Raw genomic sequence first — 23,355 nt, forward strand, 5'->3', positions numbered from 1 at the left:
GGCGTGGCGGCTATCAGGCCCCGATCTACTTTGACACCTTCCCCGTGCGGGAGGACGCTGCTGGCGAGTTGCAGGCGAATGTCGCCGCGACTGATGCCCTCTTGGAGGTGCTTGATAGGCAGGAGCCTGATCGTTTCCAGGAGGTCGCTGAGTCCCAGGATGCGCTGCAGGTCGCCGCGCTGCGCTTGGAACTGCTGGGCAGGGGTGGGGGATCATGACCGACGCAATTCCCATGGAAGGTGGCGTGTTGGTTGTTGGAAGCCTTAACACGGACTTCACCGTATACGTGGACGAGTTGCCCAGACCCGGGCAGACGCTCTGTGTAACTGACGCTGTTACGAGTTTTGGCGGTAAGGGCGCCAACCAAGCGATCCAGGCACGTCGGCTGGGAGTACCGGTGACATTCGTCGGCGCGGTAGGCGCCGACGACCGGGGGCGCGATTACCTCTCTCGGATGGAGTCGGAAGGAGTTGCCCTGCGTGTCACGCAGATCAACGGCTGTGCAACCGGCTTGGGATTCGTCCACTGCACTCCAGACGGGACCGTCTCATCCACGGTGATCTCCGGTGCCAACGCGCGGCTCACACCAGCGGACGTGGACGCTGCGTTCGCCGCCATTCCCCGACCTGGGCTGGTTCTCACCCAGAACGAGGTCCCGGCGGACTCCGTCGTCTCCGTCGGTCGAAGAGCGCGTGACATGCACATTCCGGCGGTTCTGAATGCCGCCCCCTACGTGCCGTACGGGGACGAGCTGCATGGTCTGTTCCAGTACCTCATCGTGAACGAGGAGGAGGCACTCGCATACGCGGGATGTGAGCATGCACCGGGGGACATCGCCGGGTGGCAGCGGCTGGCCGTCGGGCTTCGGCGGATCTCGCCTGAGGTGATCGTGACCCTCGGCGGGGCGGGCTCCGTGTATGCGGGGGCGAAGGGACAAAAGGTGGTTCCGGCGCACCATGTGAATGCTGTGGACACCACGGGTGCCGGCGACTCGTTCGTAGGGACCATGTGTGCCGCGCTGGTGCGAGGACAGAACATCGACTCCGCCCTGAAGTACGCCACCATAGCGGGCGCACTCACGACCATGGGTGCTGGTGCGCAGGAGAGCATGCCTGCAGGGTCCGAGCTGTTTGAAGCGTCTAGTACTTAGGTCCCAAGCAACTCGGTGTGTGATGATCGAATCGATCGAAAAGGTGGTCGAATCGATCGATCTGACTTGACCGGGTGGCGGGGCTGGGCGACGATGGTGCCGTCGGAATGATCGAACCGATCGTCGACGGTTCCTTATGTGAGTGAACCGCTCATTTTTGAGGTACAAGGAGGTATCCATGACGACTTCAACTGGAGTACCGGTACGCCGGTCTGGCAAGACCAACTGGCGGTGGGTGGTCGCCGTCGTCTGTGCTATCGGGCTCGCCATCAACTACATCGATCGCTCTGCGATCTCGGTGTCGCTGCCCTATATGACCAAGGACTTCCACATCACGCCCGGTGAACAGGGCCTGATCCTGTCCGCCTTCTCCTGGTCGTACGCGATCATGCAGATCCCCGCGGGCTCACTGATCGACAAGTTCGGCGAGCGCGTCATGTTCGGCGCGTCGGTGTTCGTGTGGTCGGTGTGCACCGGTGCCACCTTCCTGGTCAGCAGCTTCGCCATGCTGTTCGGGCTGAGACTCGGCCTCGGTATCGGTGAGTCGGGTGCCTACCCGGCATCTGCAAAGACCGTCTCCCGTTGGTTCCCCCAGCGGGAGCGTGCTCGCGCCACCTCCGTCTATGACTCAGGCGCGCGTATCGGCTCGGCCATCGCGACTCCTGTGATCGCCGGGATCATCGGCCTGTGGGGCTGGCGGTGGGTCTTCTTGATCGCAGGCGTGCTCGGGATCCTGTGGTCGCTCGGCTGGTGGGCGCTCTATCGCCGCCCGGAGCTTGTCGGCTCAATCGGTGAGGAGGAGATGGCGATCATCAACGAGGGGCGCGATGAGGAGGAGCGCGAAGCGGCTGCGGCCGGTACCGAGAAGGCCGTCCCGGTACTCATCCTGCTGCGCAAGCGCGCCGTGTGGGCCATGATGATCGGCTTCTTCTGCGTGAACTTCGCGGTGACCTTCTTCCTCACCTGGTTCCCCACCTACCTTGTGGACGAGCGTGGCTTCGACCTGCTCAAGCTTGGAGCCTTCGGCGCGATTCCCCCGATCTGCTCCATCATCGGCTCTTGGAGCGGTGGTCTGATCAACGACGCATTGCTCAAGCGCGGCTGGGGTGTCACCAGGGTCCGCAAGACCTGCCTGGTCGTCGGCATGCTGCTGTGTGCCGTGATCGGTGGAGCGGCCTTCGTCCCCACAGCGGGACTGGCGCTTGCGCTCATGTCCGTGTCCTACTTCGGTTCGGCCTTCACCATCGTGACCATCTGGTGCCTGCCCGCGGACTTCGTCCCCGCCTCCACCGTCGGCGTGCTGGGCGGCACCCAGAACTTCTTCTCCAACATCGGCTCCGCGCTCAACCCGATCGTCATCGGCTTCCTGTATGGGGCTACCGGAGCCTTCGGCCTGCCGCTGCTGTTGTCCGGGGCGGTATCCGTCCTCGGCGCCCTGGTCTTCGCCTTCATGCTTCCCAAGGTCGAACAGATCGACTTCTCCAGGGACTTGGTCACCGTGTAAGCGCAGCAACAGACGAGTACCGGAGGCAGAAGGGCCTCGGCCCCGCAGTTGAGAGATGCGCTCCACACGAGTCCATTGCGGCACACGACACGAACGAACGACAACGACGAAGGGAGGTGGGACGATGCGCCTAGAGACCGTCTTAAACGACCAGGGAGACACCATGGCCATCACCGTTCGTTCGAATGCGACTGCCGAGCCCCGCACCAAGGGGGATCGGCGGCGAGCCCGGCTCGTTGAAATGCTCGGCGAGGGTACGGACAAGCGCGCGTCGGTGAACGAGCTCGCCGAGGCGTTGGACGTCTCCGTAGTCACGATCCGTCGGGACTTGGCCCTACTGGAGAAGGACGAGGTCATTTCCCGCACCTATGGGGGTGCCTCGCTGGCCCCGGGGCGGCGGGAAATGACGATGGCGCAGCGGGAGGTCTCCAACGTCGTCGAGAAGGAGGCGATCGCTCAAGTCGCGGTGTCTCTGCTGCACGACGGCGACCTGGTGATCCTCGATGCCGGCTCCACCGCGGAACGCATTGCCGCCGCCATCGACAACCGCTTCGAACTCACCGTGGTCACCAACGGGTTGCGCTGTATCAACCGGTTGGTAGGTCAGGAGCGCGTTCACGTGCTGGTCCTCGGCGGCAATCTGCGCGGCATCAACGAGACGATCTGCGGCGGTGACGCCGAGATGACACTGTCCCGTATTTACGGAAACATCGCCTTCGTCGGCGCCGACGCCGTCAACACCGAACGCGGCATCGCCTCGCGCACCTACGACCAGTCACGGCTGAAGTCAATGATGCTCCGGCAGGCCGCCCAGGTCTATGTCATCGCCGATTCCTCCAAGCTCGACGACGCGAACGATTACCCCTACTGGTCGCCTCTGCCCCATGAATGGGCGCTGATCACCGACGCCGGTGCGACTCAGGAACAGCTCGACGCGCTCGAGGAACACGGCGCCACCACCATTCTGCTCGCCGGCGAGCAGATCCCCAAAGACTCACGTAATCCTAAGGAACAATCATGACTGTCAACACGACCGTCGACTTGAACGCCACCATGAGGAAGGCGGTACTGCACGCCCCCAACGACATGCGGATTGAGCAGGTGCCGATCCCCGAACTTGCGCCGGGGGACGTCCTGCTCAAGGTCACCGGGGCCCTTCTATGCGGCACGGATGTCCGCATCTACACCGGTCGAAAGACCCGCAACGTGACTCTGCCCTCCACACTCGGGCACGAGTTCGCCGGAGAAGTGGTAGCCGTGAACGGCGAGCTGCCTGAGGGCGTGTCCATGGGCGACCAGGTCTGTGTCTACCCGCTCGTCCCGTGCGGGACCTGCTCGGCCTGCTCCAAGGGGCACCCCAACATTTGCCGCAACCGCGTCGCCTTCGGCTACCAGCTCGACGGCGGGCTCTCCCAGTATGTGCGGGTCCCCGCCCAGGCGCGCGAGAACCTGATCCCGATCAACAACGTCTCCCCCAGGGAGGCTGCCATCGTCGAGCCCGTCTCGTGCGCCTTGAACGGCCAGAACCTGGCCAAGGTGGCCGGGGCCGACACGGTGCTGGTGGCCGGGGCGGGGCCGCTCGGCCTGATCCACATCCGCCTGGCCAAGGCGCAGGGCGTGCGCCAGGTCATCTCCGTCGAGCCCAACCAGGCCCGCCACGACATCGCCCGCGCCTCCGGGGCGGACCTGGTGCTCGCGCCGTCGGACGACATCGCCGACCGCATCCGGGACTTCGCCCCCGACGGCATCGACGTGGTGATCATGGCCATCGGCCGTCCCGAGGCCATGACCCCCTACCTCGGATTACTGGCTCCGGGAGCTCGCATCTCGGTGTTCGCCGGCTTCAACTCCGAGGCCAAGCTCGAGTTCGTCGCCAACGACATCCACTACAACGAGTACGAGATCGTGGGCGCATCCTCCTGCCGTCTGGAGAACTTCCAGCAGGTCGCCCCAATGATCAATGACGGTCGGCTGAAGGTGGCCGATCTGATCGGCACTCAGCTGCCGCTCGATCGGGCCACGGAGGCCATTGATCTGGCCGCCTCCGGTGCCGACATGCGCGTCGGCGTCGACGTCTGGGCCTAACGCCCGGCGACTCTTCTCAACCACCCCTCCGACTCGCGTTCACGACGCGAGTCCCGGTCAACGCACCCTTTTTCGACTCACTACTCAACTTCACCCAAGTGGCCCGGCGCAGGGCCGGGTCACATGACAACAAGGAGAAAACCATGTCCGTCTACTCCATCAACCCCGTCGGCACCACTCCCGCCCTGGGACGCCAGCTGCGTATGCGCCGCCTGCTCGGCACGGACGGCCGGATGATGTCGGTGGCCCTGGACCAGGCGGTCCCGCGCGGCGTTGCACCCCGCCTGGCCGATATCAAGAACACCTTCAACCGGATCATCGAGGGCGGACCCGACGCCTTCACCGTCTTCAAGGGCATCGCCGGCCACCTGCTGTGGGACACCGACATCACCGTCCCGCTGATCATCAAGGGATCGACCTTCTGCGTCGACTTCCACCCCACCTACGACGCCACCGTCGCGTCCGTTCACGATGCCATCCGCCTGGGCGCTGACGCCCTGGCCATCGGTATCTCCGCGGGCTCGGAGAACCAGGTCGCCATGCTGGAGATGATGTCCGCCACCACCGAGGAGGCTCACAAGTGGGGCATGCCGGTCATCTGCCACGCCTACCCCTCCGGTGAGCTCTGGGGCGATCGCAAGGGCTCCACCGAGTCAGTGGTATACGCGGCCCGGGCCGCCGCCGAATGCGGCACCGACATCGTCAAGACCTGGTACACCGGCTCCGCCGCGGAGTTCAAGCAGGTCGTCGACGCCGTCCCCACACCCGTGGTCGCCGCCGGTGGCGCCCCCGCCCCCAAGCCCATCAACGTCCTCGAGCAGGCCGCCGCGGTGATGGAGGCCGGCGGCGTGGGCATGACCTGCGGGCGCAACATCTGGCAGGCCGAGGACCCCGCCAAGATGGTCCGGGCCCTGCGGGCCGTGGTGCACGACGGCGTCGCCCCGTCCGAGGCCGTCAAGCTGCTGGACTGACGGCGGTCGACGTCAGCCAAGACGACAGGAAGACGGAGGTTCAATGATGAGCACATTCGTCGGAATCGATTTGGGGACCTCGGCCACCAAGGCCGTCGTCGTCGACGCCGGCGGGGAGGTGATCGCGCGCGCCCGCTGCGCCCACCCGCGCTCCCGCTCCGTGCAGGGCCGCGTTGACCCCCGGGCCTGGGAGGAGTCCATCCGCGGCGCGCTGGCCGATCTGGGACCCGCCCTTGCCGGCGCCGCCGGCGTCGGTATCGACGTCCACTGCCCGGTCGCCGTTCCGTTGGATGCCGCCGGCAAGGCCTGCGGGCTGGGGGTGGTGTGGGACAACAACATTCTGCGCTACTACTTCAACCAGTATTCAGATCAGCGTTCGCCGCAGGCGTTGGCGGCTACCGGGAACCACCCCTCGCAGTCGACCTTCATGGCGCTGGCATACCCCTATCTGCGCAACCATGACACCGACGCCTTCGCGGGCATGGCCACCTTCGGGATGGCCGGCACGTGGCTCGGCGCGCTGCTCACCGGGAAGACCGCTCTGGACCCCACGCAGGCCTCCTACTCCGGCATCTTCAACACGTTGGACCCGGCCCAGGGGTGGATCCAGGAGACGGTCGACCTGCTGGAGGTTGATCCGGGCACGCTGCCGCCGGTCAAGCACGCGGTGGAGATCCTCGGCACGGTCACGCCGGAGGCGGCCGCCGACTTCGGCCTGCCCGCCGGCATCCCCGTGTCGGTCGGCTCGGCGGACACCCCGGCTGCCTCCTATGCCCTGGGGACCAGGCCGGGCACGAAGCCGTTCTTCATCATGGGCACCACTCACGTGATCAACTCCTGCCTGGCCGCTCCGGACACCCGCGCCACCGCCCTGCAACGCTGCGGCAACCGGCCGGGCGAGTGGCTGATCAACGGGGTTACCAACGGTGGGGACGCCCTGGCCACCGGTGCGCTGGTGGCCGGCTTCGGCGAGGCCGACGGCGGCGTGGCCGGCATGATCCGCACCGCCTACGACATCTCCCGCGAGGACGCGGTCACCGCCCCGTTCTTCATTCCGCATGTCATGCGGGAGCGGGGGCCGCTGTGGTTCGAGGCGCCCTGTGCCCGGCTGGTGGACATCACCCGCGAGACCAGCCGCGCACAGGTGGCTCGCGGCATCGTCGACGGCGTGCTGCTGGTGGACCGCATGGTGCTCGGATCCTGCGTGCCCAAGGGCTCGGGCTCCATCTACGTCACCGGGGCCTTCGGGGCGGACGAGGCCTTTCCCCAGATGCTCGCCGACATCCTGGATGCCGACCTGGACCTGGTGGACGAGTCCTACCTGCCGGCCATCGGCGCGGCGGGCATGTGCGGTGCGACGGTTGCCGACGCGGTGCTGCCGGAGGTCGTCTCCCGGCGAGTGAGTCCCCGGCCGGACTGGGTGGCCATCAACGACGACCGCTGGGAGGCCTTCCGCGCCTCCTGGACCGACGCGACCGGACGCGAACCCCTGCCGGAGATCTGACCGCTCCGACCACCCAACTCCATTTGTCATTCCCTCACGAAAGGCAGTTCCATGACCACTTCGACAAATAGTGTGGAGGCTGTGAAGCCGACCAAGTCCGTGTACGTCGCCCGGCTCCTGACCGATGCCGTCACCCGCGAGCTCGACTCCCACGCCGGGCTCGGCTTCGACATCGGCCAGGAGGCGCCGCCCGCCCGGGCGGAGCTCTTGGAACGGGTGACCGGGAAGGACGCCGCCATTGTCACGCTCACCGAGCGCATCGACGAGGAGTTCTTCACCGCGGCCGGCCCGAGCCTGAAGGTGGTGGCCAACGTGGCCGTCGGCTTCGACAACATCGACCTGGACGCCGCCGCCCGTCACGGGGTCACGGTCACCAACACGCCCGGTGTCCTGGACGGCGCCACCGCCGACCACACCTTCGCCCTCATCCTGGCACTCGGCAGGCGCATCGTCGAGGCCGACCGGTTCATCCGCGAGGGCAATGACTGGGTGTGGGGGCCGCGCATGTTCGTCGGCCTGGACATCTCCGCCGGCGCGACCCTGGGCATCATCGGCCTGGGCCGCATCGGCCGCGCGGTGGCCCGGCGTGCGCGTGCCTTCGACATGCGCGTCATCGCCACCGACGCCACCCGCCCTCTGGGCAGCAGCGTGGACGGGGTGGAGATCGTCACCCAGGAGGAGCTGCTGGCCACCGCCGACGTGGTCACCCTGCACGTGCCGCTGCTGCCCTCAACCCGGCACCTGATCAACGCCGAGACGCTCGCTCTCATGAAGCCGGGCGCCTACCTGGTCAACTGCGCCCGCGGCGGCATCGTCGACGAGCAGGCGCTGATCGAGGCGATCGACTCCGGACACCTGCGCGGCGCCGCCATCGACACCTTCGAGGGTGAGCCCCGCGTCAACCCCGAACTGATCGCCCGTCCACAGGTCGTGCTCACCCCGCACACCGCCAGCGCCGGTGAGGCGACCCGCGACCGCATGTGCCGCCTCGCCGTCGACAATGTCCTCGCCGTGCTGGACGGGCGTGAGCCGCTCACCCCGGTCAAAGCGTCCTGACCGGGCGGCGGGCACCGCGTACACGAGACCGAAAGGGCAGCCCAATGAAACTGGTTCTGGCACCCGACTCCTTCAAGGAGAACATGACGGCACGCGAGGCCGCACAGGCGATGCGTCGCGGCGTCCTCGACGTGTATCCCGACGCCGAGACGGTCATGGTGCCGATGTCCGACGGCGGGGAGGGCTTCGTGGACGCGGTCACCGCCGCCTGGGGCGCCGAGCTCGTGGAGGTGTCCACCGTCGACGCCCTGGGCCGGCCCATCCGCGCCACCTACGGGCTCGACGGTGATCGCGCCGTCATGGACGTGGCCAGCTGCGCCGGCCTGGAGCTCATCGCCCCCGCCGACCGCGACGTCCTGCACTCCAACACCGCCGGCCTGGGAGTGCTCATCAGGGACGCCGTGGGCCGCGGGGCGCGACGCATCATCCTGGGCATCGGCGGTTCGGCCACCAACGACGCCGGCCTGGGCATGCTCACCACCCTCGGAGCCGGGCTGCGGGACGAACACGGAGCGCAGATCGCTCCTTATCCGGGGCGGTTCGAGCGGATCGCCGAGATCGACACCTCCGGGCTCGTCCCGCAGCTTGCCGAGACCCGCTTCCAGGTCGCCTGCGACGTGACCAACCCACTCACCGGCCCTACCGGCGCCACCGCCGTGTTCGGGCCGCAGAAGGGCGTCACCTCCGAGATGGTGCCGATTCTGGACCATGCCCTGGCCCACGTCGCCCGGGTATCCGGCCACGAGCCGGAGGCGGACACGCCCGGGGCGGGAGCCGCAGGCGGGCTCGGCTTCGCCCTGCGGGTCTTCCTCGGCGCGGAGCTCGAGCCCGGAGTTGAGCTGGTGGCCCAGGCGGTCGGCCTCGCCGACGCCGTCGTCGGGGCGGACCTGGTGCTTACGGGGGAGGGGTCCGTGGACGCCCAGACCCTGGCGGGCAAGACGCCCGCCGGGGTCGCCCGCCTCGCCGCAGGGGCGGGCGTGCCCTGCGTCGTCTTAGCCGGGCGCATCAAGGCCGGGGCCGAAAACCTGCTCGAACACGGGGTGCGCGACTTGGTGAAGGTCGGTTCCCCCGACGAGCCGCTGGAACAGGCCCTGCGCCACGGCCCGGACAACCTGCGCCGCGCCGTCGGCGACTACCTGCGGCGTTGACCCCAGTAGGTGCGGGGACAGCGACCCGTCGTCGATTTACGATCTTGGGGTCCGTTTCACGACCACCCCGGGGTCGTAAATCAGCCCCGGGGGTCGTAAAGCGGCGGTACGTAACTTCTAGTGATCGCGGCGAGTCAGTCGGCGGGAGTGCATGCCCCCGGCGTGTATCCGTATTCCGCCAGGGTCGCATAGGTCTCGTCGGTCGGGGGCGCGGTGAAGCCGTCCCCGACCGGCCCCGCGGGGACGGTCACCAGGTTCACCCCGTCGGCCGCATCCGTACCCGTGCTGCTGCGCACGGTGCGGGCCAGGCGCGCCAGGTCGAGCAGCCCGGTGCCGGAATCGGCCCCGAGGTCTCCGGTCAGGGTCCAGGCGAGTGACTGCATCGCCAGGGGATTGTGCGCCCGCTCCAATATCCCCGACAGTACGGCGCGCATGACGACGCCGGTGAAGCGGCTGCGCCGCTCGGCACCCTCCTGCTCGGACAGCGCCACCCACCGCCCATCGCGAAGGACCTCGGGGTGGCGCGACCGCACCAGCGCCAGGGCGTCCACACCGTTGAGGCGCTGCGTGCCCGCGGCATCTATCTGGAGCCCGGAGTAGGCGTCGCGTACGGGCTCATCGACCTCGACCTCAACCCCGCCCAGGGCGTCGACGATGTCCGCGAACTGGGCCATGTCGACCGTGACCACGTGGTCGGCTGCCACACCGTAGGCGGTGCACAGGGCATCGACCGTGTATTGGGCGCCCTGCAGGAAGGACGTAGTCAGGCGCTCGTCGAACAACTGCCCCTGCGCCACGGTCAGGTCACGCGGCAGCACCAGCACGTTCAAGCCGGAGGCGGTCGGCTGCACCAGCGCGACGACGTCGGCGCGCGCCCCGTCGCCCACCTCCTCGACGCCGCCGTAGCGGGCGGGTCCGTCGGGCAGATCGGTGCGCGAGTCGGTGCCGATCACCAGCCAGGTCTCCGCCGTATCCCCCGCAGCGGTGGCACCGCCGGGCAGATCGACGTCGAAGCGGTCCAGGCGGGTCCACAGCAGACCGAGGTCTCCCACTCCGAGAACCAGCAGCACGGCGAGAACGGCGCAGATGGCGGCGCGCAGCGGGTGCCTGCGTCCCCATGCACGCGCCCGCGCCCACCAGGCGGAAAGTGCCTGGTGGGCGCGGGCGAGGAAGCCGACCGTTGTGGGCGAGTTCTCCGAGGAGGTCATCACCCGGGCAGACTAGTCAGCAATCAGGCGTGACGGCGGGCGCGCAGCAGCACGGCGCCGGAGGCGAGCAGGCCGGCCGCGAGAATGGCCGGGACCAGGCCCTCACCACCGGTCTTGGCCAGCTGCTTGCCGGAGGCCTTGGCCGGAACGGCGACCGCCACGGTCGCGGAGGTGTTGTCCGCCGTCGTCGTGGTGGGGTCGTTCTGGGTGATGGCGGTGTCGTCGGAGTTGTTGTCGCGGGCGGCGAGGTTGTACGCGCCGTTCGTGACGGTGATCAGGGAGGTGGAGTCGCCGCCCTCGCCGTAGCGGGAGCCGGTCAGGCGCATCACATAGGTTCCGTCGGGGACGGAGGGGGCGGGGAAGGTGCCGTTGAAGTTGCCATCGGCGTCAACGGTGCCGGAGCCGATGGTGGCCACGGGGGTGGCGTCGGCCGACTCGGCGTCGGCCTGGCGGATCAGGGTGGCGGTGGCGGTCTCGCCCGGGGTCAGGCCCGAGGCCGTGATCTCGAAGGTCTGGGATCCGGCCGCACCACTGATCGTGTAATTGCCGGAGAAGTCGGTGCCGTCCAGGATGATCCGCTCGCCGGCCGTGTCGCTCTCGTCACCGTTGTAGCTGAGGCACTGAGCGGCCACGTACCAGGGGTCTTCGTTGGGGTCGCCACCGACCTCGGCGACGGCGGTGGACAGGTCCACGGTGGCGGTCCAGGTGCCGTCGGTGCCGGGGTCAACCGTGACGGGCGTGGAGTAGGTGGAGCCGTTCACGTCGTTGGTGAGGGCGACGGCCACCTTCCCGGGGTTCTCCGAGTTGCCGCAGCCGGAGCCGGTCACGGTGATGGACGAGTTGGGGTCGACGACGCGGCTGTCGGGGGCGTCGAGCGTGAAGCCGTCATCGGTGGTGTAGGCGAATGCCGGGGTCGATACGACGACGCCGGCGGCAACGAGCGCGGCGGCACCGATGGCGGTGATGGGGCGTCCGAGACGCATGAATCCTCCAGATGGGATAGACGAGGTGCGGCGCGGGGAGCGCCGGACTCAGCCAAGCCTTCCTTGATCGCGGTTTGAAGACAAGTCCCTTTCGTGTGATCTCTTTGTGATCCCGGTTCCATGTGGCGCCCCAGGTGTCACATCAGTCTCATAACTGGGACCTAAGGCCCGGTGAGTCTGGCGTTTCGCGTCTGGGCGTTGGACCGTCTGCCCCTACTTGGACCGTCTGCCCCTACTTGGACCGCCCACGCCCCGTTGGACCGCTGTAACCGGCGGATACGGCGGTCCAACGGGGGGACAGGGGTCCAACTGGAAGAGCGCGGTACCCCCTGCGCCTGCGGGGTCGGCCCGCCCCAATGCGCGGAGAGCCGCCCATCCGGGCCCCGCGCCTGTGTACCCCGCCCCATCAGGCCGGCTGACTTCGCCTCACGCCGCCTCGCCCGGCCCGGCGCCTCACCAGATGCTCACGCGCTCCTCCGGCGGGAGCCACAGCGCATCGTGATCGGTGACGTTGAAGGCCTCGTAGAAGGCGTCCACGTTGCGCACAATCCCGTTGCAGCGGAACTCCGCGGGGGAGTGCGGGTCGATCGTCAGCAGCAGCTCGGCGTAGTCGTCCCGGCTTTTGTTACGCCAAATGCGAGCCCAGGAGTAGAAGAAGCGCTCCAGGCCGGTGAGACCGTCGATCACCGGCGCCTCGGCCACCGAACCGATACCGGCATCTGCCAGGGCCAGCGCATAGGCCTTCAGAGCGATACCCAAGCCGCCCAGGTCGCCGATGTTCTCCCCGATCGTGAGTTCCCCGTTGACATGGGGGACGGCATCGCCGTCCTTGCCCTCAGCCTGCGCCCGCGCCACCAGCGCCGCCGGACGGTAGGCGTCGTACTGGGCAATCAGCGCATGGGTGCGGGCCTCGAAGGCCTCCCGGTCGGCCTGGGTCCACCAGTCGGTCACCTTGCCGTGCCCGTCGAAGGTGGAGCCCTGGTCGTCGAAGCCGTGGCCGATCTCGTGACCGATCACGGCGCCGATGCCGGCGTAGTTGATGGCGTCGTCGGCGTCCGGGTCGAAGAAGGGCGGCTGCAGGATCGCCGCCGGGAAGACGATCTCATTCATGGTCGGGTTGTAGTAGGCGTTGACCGTCTGCGGGGTCATGTGCCATTCGTCCCGGTCCACCGGGCCGCCCAGTTTGCGCAGGGCGCGGGCCAGCTCGAAGGCCTCAACCGAGCGCACCGAGCCGACGACGTCGCCGGGCGTGACCGTGACGGCGGTGTAGTCGCGCCACTTGCTCGGGTAGCCGATCTTCGGCGTGAACAGGGACAGCTTCTCCAGGGCGCGCTCGCGCGTGGCCGGGCTCATCCAGTCCAGGGCGGAGATCGACTGGCGGTAGGCCTCGATGAGGCGGGCGACCAGCTGCTCCATGCGCGCCTTGTGGGCGGGCGGGAAGTGCCGGGCCACGTACAGCTCGCCCAGCGCCTCCCCCAACGTTCCCTCGATCAGGCCCACTCCGCGCTTCCAGCGGGCCCGCAGCTCGTCCACGCCCTGCAGCCTGTGGGAGTAGAAGTCGAAGTTCTCCTCCACGAAGTCCTTCGACAGCAGGGTGGCGCGGCCATGCACCACATGCCAGGCCGCCCAGGCGCGCAGGTCCGCCAGTGGCGTGTCCTGCCACACCTGCGCCAGGTGCGCCAGGTAGTCGGGCTGCTCGACGATCGTGTGCTCCAGCAGGGTCCCCAGCGGCGCATCCGCGGCCGCGACGGCCTCGGCCACGCCCTCGCGCCAGATCCGCCAGGGGAAGGCGGGTGCGGAAGCCGTCAGGTCATCCCAGGTCGTAGGGTTGTTGATCTTCTCAATGTCGCGGCAGGCCACCACATCCCAGTGCCCCTTGGCCAACGCCGTCTCCAACGCCATGATGCGTCCGGCGAGCGCGTCCGCGCCGGCCCCCAACTGCTCCGGCAGACCCGCCAGTTCCAGCATGCGCGCCACGTGGGCGACGTACGCCTGGCGGATCTCGGCGCGGTTCTCCTCCCGGTAGTAGGACTCGTCCGGCAGGCCCAGGCCCGACTGAGCCATCCAGGTGGTGTAGCGGTCCGGGTCGTTCAGGTCGACCTCGACGTCGATGGCTACCGGCCCGACAAAACCTGCGGCCAGGTGCGCGCCCAGGGCACGGGCAAGCGCCTCCTTGTCCGCCGCCGCAAGGACCGGTTCCAACTCGGGGGACAACGGGCCGGCACCGAGCTGCTCGACGTGCTCCTCATCGAGGAAGGCGGCGTACAGGGCGCCGAGCTTGCCCGCGGAGGTGGTGGGAACGTCGTCGTGCGGGGCGTCTGCCAACTCCTGGAGAATGTCGCGGCAGGCGGCCTCGGCGGCGTCGCGCAGCACCAGGAAGGAGCCGGTGGCCGGGCGGTCGGCGGGGATCTGCGTGCCGCTCAGCCAGCTCCCGTTGACGTGGCGGTACAGGTCGTCCTGCGGCCGCACGGAGGCGTCGGCGGCGGCGATCTCGTACACGCCCGCCAGCACGGCGGCATCGGAGTCGGCGGGCGCCGCCGGGGCGTCGGCGCCGGCGGGGGAAGCAGTCGGTTCAGTCATGGCGCAACGCTAGCCCGCGGTTGCACATCCGCCCGTATTCGCAGGTGGAGGGCGTCGGAGCTGTTCGCGTGGGGCACAATCTGCTTATGCGCATTCACATCGGTACCGACCACGCCGGATTCGAGCTCAAGGGCATTCTCGTGGACCACTGGCGACAGGCCGGACACGAGGTCATCGACCACGGCTGCTACGTCTACGACCGCATGGACGACTACCCGGAGTTCTGCATCGCCTGCGCCGAGGCGGTGGTGGCCGACCCGGGCAGCCTGGGCGTGGTACTCGGTGGCTCCGGCAATGGCGAGCAGATCGCCGCCAACCTCGTCGACGGCGTGCGCGCCGCGCTCGTGTGGAACGAGGAGGTCGCGCGGCTCGCCCGTCAGCACAACGACGCCAATGTGGCCGGGCTGGGCGCCCGCATGCACAGCACCGACGAGGCGGTGCGGATCCTGGACGCCTTCATCGCCGAGCCCTTCAGCGGCGACCAGCGCCACCAGAACCGCATCGACCAGATGGCCGCCTACGAGGCGCGCCGCAGCCATCCCCAGGATTGAGACCAACCGCTGCGGCGCCTTAACCAGCGTGTAGCGTTCCCGGTATGCCCGAAGGTCACACCGTCCACCGCCTCGCCGACGCACTCACCGAGTTGTACGGCGGCCAGCGCCTGGAGGTGTCCTCGCCGCAGGGGCGCTTCGCCGCCGGAGCCGCCCGCCTGAACGGGCAGATACTCCTGGGCGCGCAGGCGCACGGCAAGCAGTTGTTCCTGCCCTTCGCCCCGGCTCCCGACCTGCCCCAGGACGCCCCGGACGTGACCTGGGTGCGCATCCATCTGGGCCTGTACGGCTCGTGGACCTTCGCCGGCGACAGCGCCTTCACCGCGCCCCATTCCATTGGCGCGCCCCGCCGCAGAGTGGGGGAGCGGGGCGAGCACGCCCTCGCCCACGGCGGCGGTTCCGCGTTGTCCGGCCTAGACGGGCGGGAGCCGGCTCCCGCCGCGCCCGGGCAGTGGGCCCCGCCCGAGCCCCGCGGTGCCGTCCGGCTGCGGCTCGCCGGGGAGCATGGGGTGGCGGACCTGACCGGCCCGACCGCCTGCGAGTTGCTGGATGCCGACGGCGTGGCCGCGGTGCGCCGTCGCCTGGGGCCGGACCCGCTGCGCCCGGATGCCGACCCCAAGGACTTCATCACCGGTGTTCGCCGCCGCAAGCGCACCATCGGCGAGCTACTCATGGATCAATCGATTCTGGCCGGGGTTGGCAATATCTACCGCGCCGAGGTCCTGTTCCGGGTGGGGCTGTCCCCATTCCGACAGGGCAAGCGGATCAGCGCCAAGCGGCTGCAGGAGATTTGGGACGACCTGGTGCCGCTCATGGAATACGGGGTCGCCACAGGTTTCATCACCACGGTCGACGCCGCGGAGGCGCCCGAGCCGTTGCCCGAGGGCGACGCGGAGGCCGGGCGCTGGTACGTCTACCACCGCGCGCTGCGGCCCTGCCTGCGCTGCGGCACTCGCATCGCCGAGCGGGAGGTTGGCGGGCGGCGCCTGTTCTGGTGCCCCACCTGCCAGGCCTACTGACCGTGACTGACCGTTACTGCCGTCCGTCCGCCTTGCGGTGTGGCAGCAGCGCGATGATGAGCAGCGCGACGCCGATTCCTGCCAGCAGCACAATCAGCGCGGTGACCGGATCGACTTTCACGCCCACGGCGACGGCGAGCAACAGCCCGCCCAGCACCAGCAGAATCAGTCCCCACACCAGGGTGCTGGCCCGCACGCCCCGCGGGGCGGCCGGGGCCGAGGCGGTGTTCGCGCCGTTCTTCTGCGCCTCGGCGCCCTGGTTGAGCGTGCCCTTGCGCGGCGCGCTCCAGACATCGCGTTCCGGGGTGAGCGGCGGCAGGTCGTGAGGCGGCCGCGCGGCGGGGGACTCGGGCGGTTTACCGGCCGGCAGTTGCCAGGTGGTCGCCGGGTCGGGCGAGTCCGGCGCCGTCAGGGGCAGCGGGGCGGTATGGGGATCGTCGGGGGTGGTGGCGTCCAGCTTGCGGGTCTCCTCCTCCGGGCTCGCGTCCGGGGCGACGCCGGACTCGTTACGCCCAGCGTCGGTGGTGTCCGCGACCTCCGCGGGCCGGTCATCCGGGTCTGTGGTGATCTCATTCGTGTTCTCGTTCATGGTCTTCTCCTTAAACATCCGGCCGCAGGTCAGTGAGTCGGGGTAGGTGTGGGCTCCGCGGTCGACGACGAGGTCGAGGGCCCGGCCGACGGCTCATCGGAAGGCTGCGCCGAGGCCGGGGCCGACGGCTCGGCCTGCCCGTCGGCGGCGGCCCCGGCCTCCAGGGCCTCACTCACGCAGTTGTCCCAGGCCTCGCGGCCGGCACCCGTCAAGTTGGAGACGTCATACCAGCTGCCGTCCCAGTAGTCGTCCTCGTAGGGATCCGCATCCTCTGAACCGTCCTCCGCGGCGGTCTCGGCATTCCGGGCCTCCTCCGCGGCTTCTGCGCAGATATCGGCGGTGTCGCTGTCGATGGCGTCATGCGTCATGCCGGGAACCGGGAGCCCGTCGTGGGAGTTGCCGTTGGCGTCCACCCAGTACCAGACGATCCACACCTCGTTGTTCTGGTTCCCGTACCAGGTCACTTCGCTGGGCTGCTCGGCTACGCGCACCTCTCCCGTGCCCATCTCAATGTCGAGCATCAGGGCGGTTCCGGAGGTCCGGGCCGCCGGTGAGACGACCGAACTGGTCTCGTCCATGCTCAGGCGCGCGACGGCGTAGTTGTTGACGCTGCTCCCGTCGACCCGAAAGCGGTCCTCCTGCCAGTAGCCGCCGTCGCTGACCGGCTGGCCGTCGACGAGCCAGTCGTCCTTGAAGTCGGCGGTGAACTCACCCATGCCCACCTCCGCGTCAACGGCCAGGTTCTGGCCCGTGATGGTGCGCACCGTGACCTCGCCGACGCCGACGCTGAGCCGCGCCCGCGTGTGCGGTTCGGCGCCGGCCGGCATGTCGCGCAGGTCAAGCACGATGCTTCCTACCGCGTAGTCGCCCAGGCTTACCACGTTCGCGTTGCCATCGGCGGCGGTCAGCTGCGGCTCCAGGTCGGCCCAGGTCAACGTGACGGTGTTGGTGGTGCCACCGCGGGTGGTGCTGCGTGCGCTCAGGGCACCCTCTGGCATGCTGGTGCCGATCGCCAGTACGGGCACGGCCACCATCACGGCGAGCCAGCCCGTGGCGGTCATCCAGCCGCCGCGGCGCCCACGCAGGGCACTGATGATGACGCCCGCTCCCAGCAGCGCGGTGACGGTGCCGACCATGGCGAAGCCCGCCGCCAGCGGACCCATGCCGCCGGTCGAACAGGTCAGCACGATCACGGCGATGCAGCAGCAGGCAATGCCCATAATCGCCAGCCCCAGGCGTCGACCCGGCCCGGGACGACGGGGCCGCACCGGCCGGACGGGACGGGGAGCGACGTAAGTCGGCCGGCGCACCGCCGACGCCGGTGAGCCGGGCGCGGCCGTCGGCCTGGTCGCGGCGCGGCCGGCACCGGCCTGTGCGGGCATGGGGCGAGTGGGGCCCGACGCCGTCGGGCCGGGCATGCCCGCGGGTGCGTTGTGCGCCGCGTCTGCGCGCACGGCGCCGTCTGCCCCACCGGCTGCCCGCGCGGCAGCGGCGTAAGGGGTGGCGTGTGCCGCGGGGGCCCCGGGGGGCGGCGTCCTCACCTGCGGCCCCGCCGCCGGTGGAGCGGCGTAGGGCATGCCGGCGCCCGGCGTCGGTGAGCCCGGGGAGCCCGGAGCCGGCGGCTTTTGACGCTGCCGTCGCTGGAAGACGCGGTAGGCCCAATACACCAGCCCCACCATCAGGCAGGTCCACACCACGGGCCAGAACCCGTTGTACAGGTCCGATTCGGCCAGGCCGGTGATGTACCAGGAGGGGACCAGGCCGTGGTCGAGCAGCACCCAGCCGGCGATGAAGGTGGCCAGCGCTCCGGCGAGTCCGGCGTCGAAGTCACCGCCGACAGCCTGCTCCAAGTGGATACGGTCGTCGGACTCCTCGGGCATGAGCGCCCAGCCCAGGCCGTACAGCACCAGCCCGATGCCGCTGAAGATGGTCAACACCAGCCAGATGCAACGCACCAGGGTGGGATCCAGGCCGAGGCGGCGGGCGACCCCGCCGGCAACGCCACCGATCCAGCGCTCATTGGTGCGCACCAGGCCGGTGCGGCGCAGAGACTCGAAGAACCCCGCCGATGCCGGCCGGTGCGGGGGCACGGGCGCGCCGGCGTCGGGCGGGAAGGCGCCCTGCGGCGGCACGCCCCCAGGTGGCACAGCACCCGGCGGCATGTCGTCCGCGGGGACCGTGCCCGGCGGAGGCACCGGCCCACCGGAGGACTCGGGTTGTCCGGCACCGGGGCTGGGCGCCCGGTCTTGCGGCTGGTCGGCGGGCGGCTCGGTAGGGGGCACTTCACTCATGGCCCCATCCTCGGCGCCCCGGCGGCTCCAACGCGATGGGGGGCTCCCCTGAGTCGCCCCCGATTCTCCCGCCCGAGTCCCTGAATTCCGTTTACGGACCTGCCTGGAGGACGGTTCCGCGTGCCAACATGGGGGCATGACCCAGACCGCCTCCGGCGCGCCCTCCGCATTCGGGGACCGGTCTGCGTCCGCGTCCTCGCAGCAGCTGCCGACGCCGACCGCCGCTCCGGTGGGCGCCGGCGCGGGGGCGCCGTCGCCCGGTCGTCCCCCGCTGCTGCGCCCGCCCTACCGGGCCGCAGCGCCGTGCCCGTCGCGGGTCGTCGCCGGCGTATGCGCGGGGATGGCCGTTCACCTGGGGCTGCCGGTCGGCGTCGTGCGGCTGGCCATGGTGCTGGCGGCGACCATGAGCGGCGCCGGCGTCCTGCTGTACCTACTGCTGTGGGCATTCGTGCCCACTGGCAACCCGCTCAGCCCGGCACCGCTGCCGCCCGCGCGAGCCCGACTGGCCGCCCGGTTGGCGGGCCGCACCGCCGATCGGCCGCTGCTGACGCCCAGGCTGCGCGGCCTGGTCGGCGGCGGCTCCCTGCTGCTGGCCGCCGCCATGATTGCCGCCTGGCGGGAGGGCGTGTTCACCGGTGGCGCCGGCCTGCTGCTACCGCTGATCCTGATCGCCTCCGGCGCCGCCCTGGCCTGGTCCCAGGCCGACGCCGTCACCGGCCCGGAACGGGACTCCGGCACCATCGTGCGCCTGGCCGGGGGCGTGCTGCTGGCGGCCGCCGGCGTCCTGCTGCTGATCGGCGACGACGTCCCGCCGCGTGAGCTGGTCAAAGGCGCCCTGACCGGTGGCGCCCTGGTGGCGGGCATCGGCCTGGTCCTGGCGCCCCTGTGGCTGCGCACCAATCGCGCCCTGTCGGACACCCGTGCCGCCGAGGCCCGCGAGGCCGAGCGCGCCGACATCGCCGCCCACCTGCACGACTCCGTGCTGCAAACCCTCACCCTGATCCGCAAGCGCGCCGACGATCCCGAGACGGTGGCGCGTCTGGCCCGCTCCCAGGAGCGCGAACTGCGCGCCTGGCTGTACACCGACCGCCCCGAGGCCGCCACCTCCACCGCCGACGTCCTGCGCGAGCTGGCGGCCGAGATCGAGGATCGCCACGGCGTCGAGGTTGAGCTCGTGATCGTGGGGGACCGGCCCCCGGACGCGGCAACGGAGGTCGTGGTCGCCGCCGCCCGGGAGGCGCTGTCCAACGCCGTGCGCCACGGCACCCCGCCGGTGAGCGCCTACGCCGAGATCGCCGCCGCCCACCTGGACGTGTTCGTCCGCGACCATGGTGCCGGCTTCGACCTGGCGGAGGTCGCCCCCGACCGACACGGCGTGAAGGAGTCGATCATCGGGCGCATGGAACGCCATGGCGGCCGTGCCACCGTGCGCTGCCGCGAGAGCGGCACCGAGGTACACCTGTCCCTGGCCACACCGGTCGGCCCGGCCACGCCTGCCTCGCCGTCGCCCGCGTCCGGAGCCTCGGCCGGGCCGGCCTCCCCGCACTGACGGCCCACGTCGTCGCCCGCCCTCGTCCAGAACGCAGCCGCCCACTCCCATCCAGAACCAGGAGTTCCCCGTGACCCAGCCGCCCGCCTCCGATCAGCCCGAACAGCCCCCGCTGCGCATCCTCGTCGTCGACGACCACGCCCTGGTGCGCGCCGGCGTGCGCGCCGAGCTTGCCGCCGACGCCCCCGACCTGGAGGTGATCGCCGAGGCCGACGACGTCGAGGGCGCCATCGCCGCCGTTCACGCCCTGACCCCCGACGTGGTCCTGCTGGACGTGCACCTGCCCGGCGGCAACGGCGGGGGAGGGGCCGAGGTCGTCACCGCCTGCCGGGACGTGCCCGCCACCCGCTTCTTGGCCCTGTCGGTATCCGACGCCTCAGAGGACGTCGTGGGCGTGATCCGTGCCGGCGCTCGCGGCTACGTCACCAAGGCCATCTCCTCAACCGACCTGGCGCAGGCGGTGCGGCGCGTCGCTGTGGGGGACGCCGCCTTCTCCCCACGGCTCGCCGGCTTCGTGCTGGACGCCTTCGGTGCCGGGGCGGGGGAGGTCGCGGTGGCCGACTCCGAACTGGATCGGCTCTCCGCCCGCGAGCGCGAGGTCATGCGCCTGATCGCCCGCGGCTACACCTACAAGGAGTGCGCCGCGGAGCTGTTCATCTCCGTCAAGACGGTGGAGACCCACGTGTCCGCCGTGTTGCGCAAGCTGCAGCTGTCCAACCGCAACGAGCTCACCCGCTGGGCCGCCGCCCGCCGCATCGTGTAGCCGACGAGCCGTCGTCGACCACGCCCCGTGACGCGCATCCGTGCTCGGGGAAGGCAGCCGGGTCCTGCCGCCCTGGAACCGGTCATCCGGAAACGGTAGGCTGCTGGTACGCCCGGAGCGGCGGCTTCCTGGGCAGGCGGAGCGAGGTGGGAGGTATGGAGGACTTCCTGGCGGGCATGCTGATGACCGTGGTCTTCGCCGCCAGCGGTGTTCTAGTCACCGTCATCGGTGTCAAGATGAAACGCGGGACCCTCAAACCGAACTCCTTTGCGGGGGTACGCATCCCCCGTGCCTACCGCTCCGAGGAGGACTGGTATCAAATCCAGTCGGCCTGTGCGAACGCCGTACTGCTGCTGGGCTTCATATGCTTCGACTCCGCCGTGCTGTTCGTGATTCAGGCGTTCCTGCCTGAAATCATCCCGTTCGTAGTTCCGGTAGTCATAATGCTGATACAAATGGTTCTCGGCATTGCCCTGATTTGGTACGCAGCCTTGACCGCGGGCAAGGAATCGCCCAAGCGCTGAGCCGGTGACCGCGGCGCGTGCGCGCGTGACGGGGTGAATCGTGCGAAGATGACGGCCGTGACCCAGCAGGCCCCTTCGGACTCGATGCCCGAGCAGATCGCCAGGGCCGCCGCACACGTCGCCGCCGGCGGACTACTGGCACTGCCCACCGACACCGTCTACGGCCTGGGCGTGCGCGCCGACGACGCGGACGCCGTCTCCCGCCTGCTGGCCGCCAAGGGTCGTGGCCGCAGCATGCCGCCGCCCGTGCTGATCGCCGGCCTGTCCCAGCTCGACGGCGTCGTCGCCCACGTCCCGGAGGCGGCCCGTGCCCTCATGGAGACCTTCTGGCCCGGAGCGCTCACCCTCGTACTCGACGCCGCGCCGAGCCTCGGCTGGGACCTTGGGGAGACCGGCGGCACGATCGCCGTGCGCATGCCCGACCACCCTCTGGCCCTGGCCCTGCTGCACGCCACCGGCCCCATGGCCGTCACCAGCGCCAATGCCACGGGACGGCCCCCGGCCACCGACGCCGCCGGAGTGCGCGCCGCCTTCCCGGGGCGCGTCGTCGACGCCGGGGACGCTGCCGCAGGCCGGCCCGCAACCGCGGACATACTCCTGCTCGACGGCGGCCCCACCCCAGGCTCGGTACCCTCCACCATCGTCTCCCTGGCCGGGACGGCCGCGCAGGCCCCCGCGGTGCTGCGGGAGGGTGTCATCACCCGCGCGCGATTGGAGGGCGTGGACGCATGAGGGTCTATCTGCTCGTGCTGCTGGTCGCCGCGGTCGTCACCTATGTGGCCGTGCCGATCGTGCGTCACCTCGCCCTGGTCAGCGGTGCCCTCACCCCGGTACGGGCGCGGGACGTGCACTCCAAGCCGATCCCGCGGCTGGGGGGTGTGGCCATGTTCGCCGGCTTCGCCACCGCGATGGTGGTCGCCTCCCAGGTGCCCTACCTGTCCCGCGTCATCGACTCCTCGGCCTGGGCGGTGGTGCTGGGGGCGGGCCTGGTGTGCGTCCTCGGGGTTATCGACGACCTGTGGGAGCTTGACTGGATGACGAAGCTCGTGGGGCAGGTGCTGGCGGCCGGCGTCATGGCGTGGCAGGGCGTGCAGCTGATCACCTTCCCCGTCGGCGGGCTGACCATCGGCTCCTCGCGGCTGTCCCTGTTCTCGACCATCATCGTGGTCCTAGCGGTCATCAACGCCGTCAACTTCGTCGACGGCCTGGACGGGCTGGCCGCCGGCATCATCGGCATCGGCGCCTCCGCCTTCTTCCTGTACGTCTACGTGCTGACCCGCCACACCTCCCCGGAGTCCTACACCTCCCTGGCGGCCACCGTGATGGCGGCCCTGATCGGCATCTGCTTGGGATTCCTGCCCCACAACTTTCATCCCGCCACCATCTTCATGGGCGACTCCGGCTCCATGCAGCTGGGGCTGATCAGTGCCGCCGGCACCATCATCGTCACCGGGCAGATCGACCCGGGCACGCTCGGGGGGCCGACGGCGGTGCCCGTGTTCCTGCCGGTGCTCATCCCCCTGGCGGTGCTGCTGCTGCCGCTGATGGACATGATCATGGCGATCGTGCGCCGCACCCGCGCCGGCCACAGCCCCTTCCACCCCGACCGCATGCACATGCACCATCGTCTGCTCGCCGCCGGCCACTCCCACCGCCGTGCCGTGCTGGTGATGTACGTGTGGGCCGCCGTCGCCGCGTACTCCGTGGCGGCCATGGCCTTCTTCCCCCTGCGCTGGGTCCTGGCGGGCGCCGCCGTCGGTGTGGTCCTCGCCCTGGTGGTGACGGCGGACCTGATGCCCGGCGTCCGCGTCGCCTGGACGCGTCACCTGGGCGCCCGCCACGCCCGCCCCCGACGCGTCAGGGGGGAGCGGCGTTGAAGC

21 protein-coding genes are annotated in these 23,355 nt (G+C 69.8%); 16 read left to right on the top strand and 5 right to left on the bottom strand.

What is annotated here, in order from left to right:
* Window positions 1-44 precede the first annotated feature (44 nt).
* The 9 genes from ACGLYG10_RS16165 (at window position 45) to ACGLYG10_RS05290 (ending at window position 9,418) form a co-directional block, all read left to right on the top strand.
* A complete protein-coding gene (locus ACGLYG10_RS16165; RefSeq protein WP_170866460.1) occupies window positions 45-218 on the top strand; it encodes a hypothetical protein in 174 nt (57 codons plus the stop codon).
* Window positions 215-1,150 (top strand): ribokinase, encoded by a 936-nt coding sequence (locus ACGLYG10_RS05255; RefSeq protein WP_083565562.1) that lies wholly within the window; start codon window positions 215-217, stop codon window positions 1,148-1,150. Before ACGLYG10_RS16165 ends, ACGLYG10_RS05255 begins: the two co-directional genes overlap by 4 nt.
* A 178-nt stretch (window positions 1,151-1,328) precedes the next feature.
* Window positions 1,329-2,654: an MFS transporter gene (locus tag ACGLYG10_RS05260; protein WP_073328661.1), complete on the top strand. Its 1,326-nt coding sequence runs from the start codon at window positions 1,329-1,331 to the stop codon at window positions 2,652-2,654.
* A gap of 163 nt (window positions 2,655-2,817) precedes the next feature.
* Window positions 2,818-3,675 carry a DeoR/GlpR family DNA-binding transcription regulator gene (locus ACGLYG10_RS05265; protein ID WP_170866461.1) on the top strand — a complete coding sequence of 286 codons (858 nt, stop codon included), beginning with the start codon at window positions 2,818-2,820 and terminating at the stop codon, window positions 3,673-3,675.
* On the top strand, window positions 3,672-4,739 hold the full coding sequence (locus tag ACGLYG10_RS05270; protein ID WP_199912497.1) for an alcohol dehydrogenase catalytic domain-containing protein: 1,068 nt from the start codon (window positions 3,672-3,674) through the stop codon (window positions 4,737-4,739). The genes ACGLYG10_RS05265 and ACGLYG10_RS05270 overlap by 4 nt, the downstream gene beginning before the upstream one ends.
* 143 nt (window positions 4,740-4,882) lie before the next feature.
* Window positions 4,883-5,710 (top strand): class I fructose-bisphosphate aldolase, encoded by an 828-nt coding sequence (locus tag ACGLYG10_RS05275; protein WP_073328666.1) that lies wholly within the window; start codon window positions 4,883-4,885, stop codon window positions 5,708-5,710.
* 43 nt (window positions 5,711-5,753) lie between these two features.
* Window positions 5,754-7,214 (top strand): xylulokinase, encoded by a 1,461-nt coding sequence (locus tag ACGLYG10_RS05280; RefSeq protein WP_083565567.1) that lies wholly within the window; start codon window positions 5,754-5,756, stop codon window positions 7,212-7,214.
* A 51-nt stretch (window positions 7,215-7,265) separates the two neighbouring features.
* Window positions 7,266-8,270 carry a 2-hydroxyacid dehydrogenase gene (locus ACGLYG10_RS05285; RefSeq protein ID WP_073328668.1) on the top strand — a complete coding sequence of 335 codons (1,005 nt, stop codon included), beginning with the start codon at window positions 7,266-7,268 and terminating at the stop codon, window positions 8,268-8,270.
* Window positions 8,271-8,314: 44 nt separating this feature from the next.
* The gene (locus ACGLYG10_RS05290) at window positions 8,315-9,418 is read left to right on the top strand and encodes a glycerate kinase (protein WP_073328671.1); all 1,104 of its coding nucleotides are present in this window, start codon (window positions 8,315-8,317) and stop codon (window positions 9,416-9,418) included.
* Between the two features lie 134 nt (window positions 9,419-9,552).
* Here ACGLYG10_RS05290 and ACGLYG10_RS05295 read toward each other — a convergent pair whose 3' ends face one another.
* From ACGLYG10_RS05295 to ACGLYG10_RS05305, 3 genes are all read right to left on the bottom strand, one after another.
* Window positions 9,553-10,626: an LCP family protein gene (locus tag ACGLYG10_RS05295; RefSeq protein WP_073328674.1), complete on the bottom strand. Its 1,074-nt coding sequence runs from the start codon at window positions 10,624-10,626 to the stop codon at window positions 9,553-9,555.
* A 23-nt stretch (window positions 10,627-10,649) separates the two neighbouring features.
* A complete protein-coding gene (locus ACGLYG10_RS16810) occupies window positions 10,650-11,609 on the bottom strand; it encodes a hypothetical protein (protein ID WP_073328676.1) in 960 nt (319 codons plus the stop codon).
* A 453-nt stretch (window positions 11,610-12,062) separates the two neighbouring features.
* Window positions 12,063-14,189: a M13 family metallopeptidase gene (locus tag ACGLYG10_RS05305; RefSeq protein WP_073328679.1), complete on the bottom strand. Its 2,127-nt coding sequence runs from the start codon at window positions 14,187-14,189 to the stop codon at window positions 12,063-12,065.
* A gap of 86 nt (window positions 14,190-14,275) precedes the next feature.
* On the opposite strand from ACGLYG10_RS05305, the gene ACGLYG10_RS05310 reads away from it, so the two are divergent.
* Window positions 14,276-14,740 (top strand): ribose-5-phosphate isomerase, encoded by a 465-nt coding sequence (locus ACGLYG10_RS05310; protein WP_073328681.1) that lies wholly within the window; start codon window positions 14,276-14,278, stop codon window positions 14,738-14,740.
* Window positions 14,741-14,784: 44 nt separating this feature from the next.
* On the top strand, window positions 14,785-15,759 hold the full coding sequence (locus ACGLYG10_RS05315) for an Fpg/Nei family DNA glycosylase (RefSeq protein ID WP_073328684.1): 975 nt from the start codon (window positions 14,785-14,787) through the stop codon (window positions 15,757-15,759).
* A 13-nt stretch (window positions 15,760-15,772) separates the two neighbouring features.
* Here the strand turns inward: ACGLYG10_RS05315 and ACGLYG10_RS05320 are convergent, their stop codons facing one another.
* Together ACGLYG10_RS05320 and ACGLYG10_RS05325 are read right to left on the bottom strand one after the other, a co-directional pair.
* Window positions 15,773-16,348 carry a prolipoprotein diacylglyceryl transferase gene (locus tag ACGLYG10_RS05320; protein ID WP_073328686.1) on the bottom strand — a complete coding sequence of 192 codons (576 nt, stop codon included), beginning with the start codon at window positions 16,346-16,348 and terminating at the stop codon, window positions 15,773-15,775.
* Between the two features lie 29 nt (window positions 16,349-16,377).
* Window positions 16,378-18,639: a PspC domain-containing protein gene (locus ACGLYG10_RS05325; protein ID WP_083565569.1), complete on the bottom strand. Its 2,262-nt coding sequence runs from the start codon at window positions 18,637-18,639 to the stop codon at window positions 16,378-16,380.
* A 136-nt stretch (window positions 18,640-18,775) separates the two neighbouring features.
* Here ACGLYG10_RS05325 and ACGLYG10_RS05330 point away from each other — a divergent pair, with 136 nt between their 5' ends.
* The 5 genes from ACGLYG10_RS05330 to ACGLYG10_RS05350 all read left to right on the top strand — a co-directional run bounded on the left by ACGLYG10_RS05330 (window position 18,776) and on the right by ACGLYG10_RS05350 (window position 23,352).
* Entirely contained in the window at window positions 18,776-20,188 is a 1,413-nt protein-coding gene (locus ACGLYG10_RS05330; RefSeq protein ID WP_073328692.1) for an ATP-binding protein, read from the top strand.
* Window positions 20,189-20,258: 70 nt separating this feature from the next.
* Window positions 20,259-20,951: a LuxR C-terminal-related transcriptional regulator gene (locus ACGLYG10_RS05335; protein WP_073328694.1), complete on the top strand. Its 693-nt coding sequence runs from the start codon at window positions 20,259-20,261 to the stop codon at window positions 20,949-20,951.
* A 155-nt stretch (window positions 20,952-21,106) separates the two neighbouring features.
* Window positions 21,107-21,475 (top strand): SdpI family protein, encoded by a 369-nt coding sequence (locus tag ACGLYG10_RS05340; protein WP_073328697.1) that lies wholly within the window; start codon window positions 21,107-21,109, stop codon window positions 21,473-21,475.
* A 48-nt stretch (window positions 21,476-21,523) separates the two neighbouring features.
* Window positions 21,524-22,207 carry an L-threonylcarbamoyladenylate synthase gene (locus tag ACGLYG10_RS05345; RefSeq protein ID WP_083565574.1) on the top strand — a complete coding sequence of 228 codons (684 nt, stop codon included), beginning with the start codon at window positions 21,524-21,526 and terminating at the stop codon, window positions 22,205-22,207.
* Window positions 22,204-23,352 carry an MraY family glycosyltransferase gene (locus ACGLYG10_RS05350; RefSeq protein WP_073328699.1) on the top strand — a complete coding sequence of 383 codons (1,149 nt, stop codon included), beginning with the start codon at window positions 22,204-22,206 and terminating at the stop codon, window positions 23,350-23,352. The genes ACGLYG10_RS05345 and ACGLYG10_RS05350 overlap by 4 nt, the downstream gene beginning before the upstream one ends.
* Window positions 23,353-23,355 lie beyond the last annotated feature (3 nt).

Source organism: Actinomyces glycerinitolerans, from assembly GCF_900098745.1.
GTDB classification, from domain to species: domain Bacteria; phylum Actinomycetota; class Actinomycetes; order Actinomycetales; family Actinomycetaceae; genus Actinomyces; species Actinomyces glycerinitolerans.

Coding starts and splice junctions, on each gene's coding strand:
- ACGLYG10_RS05285 (WP_073328668.1), top strand. CDS start 7,266: ATGACCACTTCGACAAATAGTGTGGAGGCTGTGAAGCCGACCAAGTCC.
- ACGLYG10_RS05310 (WP_073328681.1), top strand. CDS start 14,276: ATGCGCATTCACATCGGTACCGACCACGCCGGATTCGAGCTCAAGGGC.
- ACGLYG10_RS05340 (WP_073328697.1), top strand. CDS start 21,107: ATGGAGGACTTCCTGGCGGGCATGCTGATGACCGTGGTCTTCGCCGCC.
- ACGLYG10_RS05345 (WP_083565574.1), top strand. CDS start 21,524: ATGACGGCCGTGACCCAGCAGGCCCCTTCGGACTCGATGCCCGAGCAG.
- ACGLYG10_RS05330 (WP_073328692.1), top strand. CDS start 18,776: ATGACCCAGACCGCCTCCGGCGCGCCCTCCGCATTCGGGGACCGGTCT.
- ACGLYG10_RS05265 (WP_170866461.1), top strand. CDS start 2,818: ATGGCCATCACCGTTCGTTCGAATGCGACTGCCGAGCCCCGCACCAAG.
- ACGLYG10_RS05295 (WP_073328674.1), bottom strand. CDS start 10,626: ATGACCTCCTCGGAGAACTCGCCCACAACGGTCGGCTTCCTCGCCCGC.
- ACGLYG10_RS05275 (WP_073328666.1), top strand. CDS start 4,883: ATGTCCGTCTACTCCATCAACCCCGTCGGCACCACTCCCGCCCTGGGA.
- ACGLYG10_RS05255 (WP_083565562.1), top strand. CDS start 215: ATGACCGACGCAATTCCCATGGAAGGTGGCGTGTTGGTTGTTGGAAGC.
- ACGLYG10_RS05290 (WP_073328671.1), top strand. CDS start 8,315: ATGAAACTGGTTCTGGCACCCGACTCCTTCAAGGAGAACATGACGGCA.
- ACGLYG10_RS05320 (WP_073328686.1), bottom strand. CDS start 16,348: ATGAACGAGAACACGAATGAGATCACCACAGACCCGGATGACCGGCCC.
- ACGLYG10_RS16810 (WP_073328676.1), bottom strand. CDS start 11,609: ATGCGTCTCGGACGCCCCATCACCGCCATCGGTGCCGCCGCGCTCGTT.
- ACGLYG10_RS05325 (WP_083565569.1), bottom strand. CDS start 18,639: ATGAGTGAAGTGCCCCCTACCGAGCCGCCCGCCGACCAGCCGCAAGAC.
- ACGLYG10_RS05315 (WP_073328684.1), top strand. CDS start 14,785: ATGCCCGAAGGTCACACCGTCCACCGCCTCGCCGACGCACTCACCGAG.
- ACGLYG10_RS05305 (WP_073328679.1), bottom strand. CDS start 14,189: ATGACTGAACCGACTGCTTCCCCCGCCGGCGCCGACGCCCCGGCGGCG.
- ACGLYG10_RS05350 (WP_073328699.1), top strand. CDS start 22,204: ATGAGGGTCTATCTGCTCGTGCTGCTGGTCGCCGCGGTCGTCACCTAT.
- ACGLYG10_RS05270 (WP_199912497.1), top strand. CDS start 3,672: ATGACTGTCAACACGACCGTCGACTTGAACGCCACCATGAGGAAGGCG.
- ACGLYG10_RS05280 (WP_083565567.1), top strand. CDS start 5,754: ATGATGAGCACATTCGTCGGAATCGATTTGGGGACCTCGGCCACCAAG.
- ACGLYG10_RS05260 (WP_073328661.1), top strand. CDS start 1,329: ATGACGACTTCAACTGGAGTACCGGTACGCCGGTCTGGCAAGACCAAC.